4 protein-coding genes are annotated in these 4,610 nt (G+C 63.7%); 2 read left to right on the top strand and 2 right to left on the bottom strand.

Annotated elements, in window-relative coordinates; all coding sequences use genetic code 11:
• Positions 1-570: 570 nt before the first annotated feature.
• Together VMX79_06515 and VMX79_06510 are read left to right on the top strand one after the other, a co-directional pair.
• Positions 571-1,140 (top strand): hypothetical protein, encoded by a 570-nt coding sequence (locus tag VMX79_06515; GenBank protein ID HUV86747.1) that lies wholly within the window; start codon positions 571-573, stop codon positions 1,138-1,140.
• 15 nt (positions 1,141-1,155) lie between these two features.
• Positions 1,156-1,977, top strand: a complete 822-nt coding sequence (locus VMX79_06510) for a hypothetical protein (GenBank protein HUV86746.1) — start codon at positions 1,156-1,158, stop codon at positions 1,975-1,977.
• Between the two features lie 219 nt (positions 1,978-2,196).
• Here VMX79_06510 and VMX79_06505 read toward each other — a convergent pair whose 3' ends face one another.
• Together VMX79_06505 and VMX79_06500 are read right to left on the bottom strand one after the other, a co-directional pair.
• Positions 2,197-3,753: a lipid II flippase MurJ gene (locus VMX79_06505; GenBank protein ID HUV86745.1), complete on the bottom strand. Its 1,557-nt coding sequence runs from the start codon at positions 3,751-3,753 to the stop codon at positions 2,197-2,199.
• An 8-nt stretch (positions 3,754-3,761) separates the two neighbouring features.
• Positions 3,762-4,610 (bottom strand): class I SAM-dependent methyltransferase (locus VMX79_06500; GenBank protein ID HUV86744.1); only part of this gene is annotated, 849 nt, incomplete at its 5' end.

The following is a 4,610-nucleotide window of genomic DNA, read 5'->3' as shown; positions in this document are numbered from 1 at the left end:
CCTCCGCAAATTAATATTAAAGTAGGGGCCGACCTTCAGGTCGGCCCGGCTCTTATGGCGGCCACACCTAAAGGTGCGGCCCTACGAAAACTCTCGGCGGCGTCGGATGTTCCCGTCCGTGGGACCGACATTCTTGTCGGTCATGACCCATAATGGCCCCCGTCAGGTGTTACCACCTGACGGCACAACCGGCCAACACCTGACGGCACGGCAAGGCGACGGCTATTAAAATAGTTGACAAGGGAGGCGACTTGGGTATAAAATAGGGGTGGCTCGATGGAGAAATTCAGTTGGGAAGTTTAGGGGAGATAAGGTAAGGGAGTTATTATGAATAGGATAATTACGCGACGAGCGAGCGTGGCCTTGGCGGCCGCGGTCGCGTTTATTATTGTTCCGGCCGCGTTTTCGCAACCGCCCAGTATAGTAAGCTCGCTCCAATTAACCGGGGCTACGCCGCCCGACCCTCGCGGTATACATCTTTACGGCACCTCGGCCTTCGTGATTTCCTATACGGCGCCCGGCGTCAATTACTTGTACGAATTCTCGCGTCAAGGTTCTTTTATATCATCGATGAGACTGGTAAGCGCGAACGTAATCGCGGAGACGGACCGCCTCCCCGATACGTACCCCCGGAACTACTTTTCAGCGGTAGATACCGGCACGCACGACGTTAAAATATACGATACGACCGGTAGTCTTGTAGGGACGTTTATGGCCGCGCCGGACGCGGTCGCGATCGGCGTCGGCGGCCACGTCGTCGATTACGTGTACCTGGCCACGCGCGACGGTTTGATTCGCCGTTATTCGCCCCAAGGTAGCTTTCTGGGCTCCTTCACTACCGGCATCGACGTGCGGGACTTGGCCGCGAGCGGCGGTTACGCGTATGAGTGGGGTTACTTCGTACAAGTGGCGCCCCGCGGCCTACCCGGCCCCATATATTCCTATCGCGTTTACGGGGGGTCGTTGGCCGGGAGCTTCGACCTTCCCGGTACCCGCAGCCTCGGCGCCGTAGCGTTCGGCACGTACTACTACGGCCTACGCCGCGTTAATACCCGCCTCTGGATATACGAAGTTTATCTCGGCCGCGGTATGCCCGTGGAGCCCGCGTCGCTGGGACGCGTCAAGGCGTTGTATAAATAAGGGGGATAGGCCGATATGAGAACGTCAATCGTGCGTTCGGCTTGTGTGGCCTTGGCGGCGGTGGTCGCGTTTGTTGCTGCCCAGTACGCGGTCGCGGACTACCCGAGCATTGTTAGCTCGTTCCGGATGAGCGGTACGGCGCCGCCGTACGCGCAGGGGATCGTACGGGGCGGCTTGTGCGGTATTTTTTTCGAACGGGACGATTATAATTACTTATACACTTTTAATACGGTCGGTTCTTTAATCTCCACGGTCCGGTTGCCCGGGGCAGTTAGGCTGGGCGATGCCGACTGCCCCCCGGAAGGTTATTCCGGCTTTCACTTCGCCGTCCTGGACGAGGGAGCGTTCGACGTCAAAATCTATACTACGGCCGGGAGTTACATCGGGACGTTGTTCGCCGTAGCACCTAAAACCGTAGGAATAGGTATCGGCGGCCATCTCGCGCCACACATCTACACCGTAACTGAAGAGGGCGTAGTTTCCCGTTTTACGCCTTACGGGAGTTTCGTCGCCTCGTACGCTACGGGCGTAAAGGCCGCCGATATCGCCGCGGCGCACGGATATCGATACGGGTGGGGGGATTATATTTACGTGGGGCCGGCCCAACAATACGACCCGGTTCGGGTATACGACATGCGTTCCGGTTGCTCCCTCGTGGGTTCTTTCAATATGCCGGGCCTGACTAACGCCGGCGGCGTGGTGGCGGGGGGAACCACTTCCTATTATTGGAACCTCCGCCGCACGGGCGTCGAAGTTTGGGCTTATAAAACCGTGGTTACGGCTTTAATGCCCGTAGAGCCAACATCGCTCGGCAAAGTTAAGGCGTTGTATAAATAAAGGTAACCGAAAACGTATAAAGAAAACGCCGCGCCGCGGGGCGGCCAAGATAAACCAGCAGCGGCGGGTTTAAAACCCGCCGCTTCCGATATTAAGGGGGTGGCGTTGGATGTTACCGTCCGTGGGACCGACATTCTTGTCGGTCATGACGCCTGCTTTGTGGCGCCGACGTTCCTGTCCGTGATCAGGCGTGCCACCGACATTCCTGTCGGCGTACCACTACGCGCCGCCCCTAATTTTCCCCATCAAACTCTTAACCAGACTCACCACCTCCCCCTCCCGCATCAGGAACATCAACGCGAAATACAGCGCCGCGCCCGCCGCGGCCGACGCCACCGCCACCACGAACGGCTCGAGCCGCGCCGGCCCCCCGATCCCCCACTCCAGCCGCGACAGCCACCACACCAGCGCCGCCATCGGCGCCGCGGCCAGGAGCGCTCGGGCGGCGGTCGCCGCCACCCGCCACTCCAGCGTCAGACGCTCGAGCCGGGCGAGGAACGCGAACACCGCGACGAACCACAACAGCGCCACCGCCCCCCGCGCCAGCGCTATCCCCCAGTAGCTCCACAGCGCCGCGAAGCCCCGGTCGAACGCGTACGTCGCGACGACGGCCCCCACCGCTATAAGCGAGTACGCCAGGTATCGCTTGTACGAGTACGCGACGTAGCGGATGAGGTTCGTCGCGACGAGGAAGAGGAGGCCGACGGCGTAGGCCGCGACCGCGGGCCTCGCCAGCGCCAAAGACGCCTCGTCGAACTTGCCGCCGACGAAGAGGAAGCGGATGAGCGGCTCCGCCAGGATGACGAGGCCCACGGATGCCGGGACGTAGAAGACGGCGAGCTGGCGCAGGACGCGGTTGAAGCGCTCGTTAATTTCGCCGCGGGCGGCTCGAGCCGCGGCCCGCGAAAAATAGGTGAACGTCACCCGGGCGAGCGGCACCGAGAAGAACGCGATCGTGAAGCTCGTCAGGACGAAGCCGTACTTGAGCGCGGCGATGGCCCCCGGGAGCTCGAGCGTCGCGGCCACCTGGCGGTCGATGAAGGTCTGGAGCTGTTCCGCGGCGGCGCCGAAGGCCAGCGGCGCGGCCCACCCGACGAATAAGGCCACCTCGGGCGCCCGTACGTCGAGCCGGGGCCGCCAATGCCGCAGGCCCTTGGTGATGACGCGCGTCGTGAGGATGAGGACCTGCGCCGCGGCGGCGCACACCGCCCCCATCGCGATGGCGAACGGCCCCACGGTCCCGGCGAAGAGCAGCACCGACGCCACGATGAACAGCGGCGGGACCAGGTTCGTCAGCGCCGGGAAGACGAACGACTCCATCGCGTTGTGCAGCGACAGGAACGTCCGCAGCGCCAGCGAGAGCGCGACCGCCGGCGCGTATACCCGCAAGAGCGACGCGGCGTAGTCGAGCTCCGCGGCCGAGGCGTCGGCGACGAGCCACCCGGCAATAGGGCGGGCCAGCAGGAATATGGCCGCCGCCGCGGCGGCGTAGAACAACAGCGAGACGTTGAAGACGTTCCACATCCGCCGCCAGGCGCCGGCCTCGTCGTGCTCGGCCTGCAGCTTGTGGAACAGCGGCAGGAGCAGCGCCGCGAAGAGGTTCTGCGTGAAGATGGTGAGGAGCTCGGGGAGGACCGCTATGAGGAGGTAGAGGTCGTATACGTGCTCGGTCCCGAAGGCGCGCGCCACGACGATGGCCTGCGCCGCCGCGCCCAGCATCGCGCCCACGTTGATAAGGCTCATGCCGGCGACGGCGCGCTTAACCGATATCGCCATCGGCCCGCTTAGTCCTTTCGGGCGATAATGCCTAAGATGTCGCGGGGGTTAATGCGGAGGGGGACGTTGGCCAGCCCCAGCGCCCGGGTTAGCTTCTCGGCGAAGTTGAAGTAGTCGCCGTAGGCGCGCAGCTTGTGGGCGAGGTAGCCCAGCGTCCAGGTCTTCACCGGTTGGTGCACGTCCACCGGGACGAAGCCCGTCTCGGCCAGCATCCGCGTAGCCGTCGCGCGGTTGAAGTAATACGTATGGAAGCGCATGACGTACCACCAGCGCCGCTTGCGCCAGCGCGCGAAGACGCTCGAGACGTCCGGGAACTCCACGTAGAGGTATCCTCCCGGCTTGAGCAATTCGTACACGTAGCGCAGGTCGCGCTTCGGGTCGGCGACGTGCTCCAGGACGTGGAACATCGTGACGACGTCGAAGTGTTCGCGGGGGAGGTCGTTCTCGGCCAGGAAGACGGGGCGGATGTCGAGGCCCAGCGCGTCGCGGCCGTAGCGCGCCGCGGCCCGCGTCGGCTCCACGCCGACCCGCTCCCACCGGCCGGGCTCGAGCAGCGACAGGAAGAAGCCGTGGCCGCAGCCGACGTCCAGGATGCGGCCGCCGCGCGCGTAGCGTTCCAGCCGCTCGACGTTCCACCGGTAGGAGGCGTCCTTGGCCGGCTTCTGCTCGAGGTAGACGTCGTCCTCGACGTGGCGGTAGATGTCGGCCATGAGCTCGGTGGACTCGCGCGGGTTGGCGTAGGTAAGGCCGCAGGAGCGGCACTTGACGATGCGGCAGTTGAGGTTGTTGGGGTCCGACTGGCGGTAGAGGTCGACGTCGCCGAGGGTGTACTCGTCCACCGTCGCCGGGTAGACGAC

Source organism: bacterium (genome assembly GCA_035529855.1).
GTDB lineage: Bacteria > RBG-13-66-14 > B26-G2 > WVWN01 > WVWN01 > WVWN01.
This window is presented reverse-complemented; position numbering and strand designations above follow the sequence as displayed.

What these genes read in the sequence shown, in the direction of transcription:
- VMX79_06515 (HUV86747.1), top strand. Translation starts at nt 571, where the DNA reads ATGAGACTGGTAAGCGCGAACGTAATCGCGGAGACGGACCGCCTCCCC.
- VMX79_06510 (HUV86746.1), top strand. Translation starts at nt 1,156, where the DNA reads ATGAGAACGTCAATCGTGCGTTCGGCTTGTGTGGCCTTGGCGGCGGTG.
- VMX79_06505 (HUV86745.1), bottom strand. Translation starts at nt 3,753, where the DNA reads ATGGCGATATCGGTTAAGCGCGCCGTCGCCGGCATGAGCCTTATCAAC.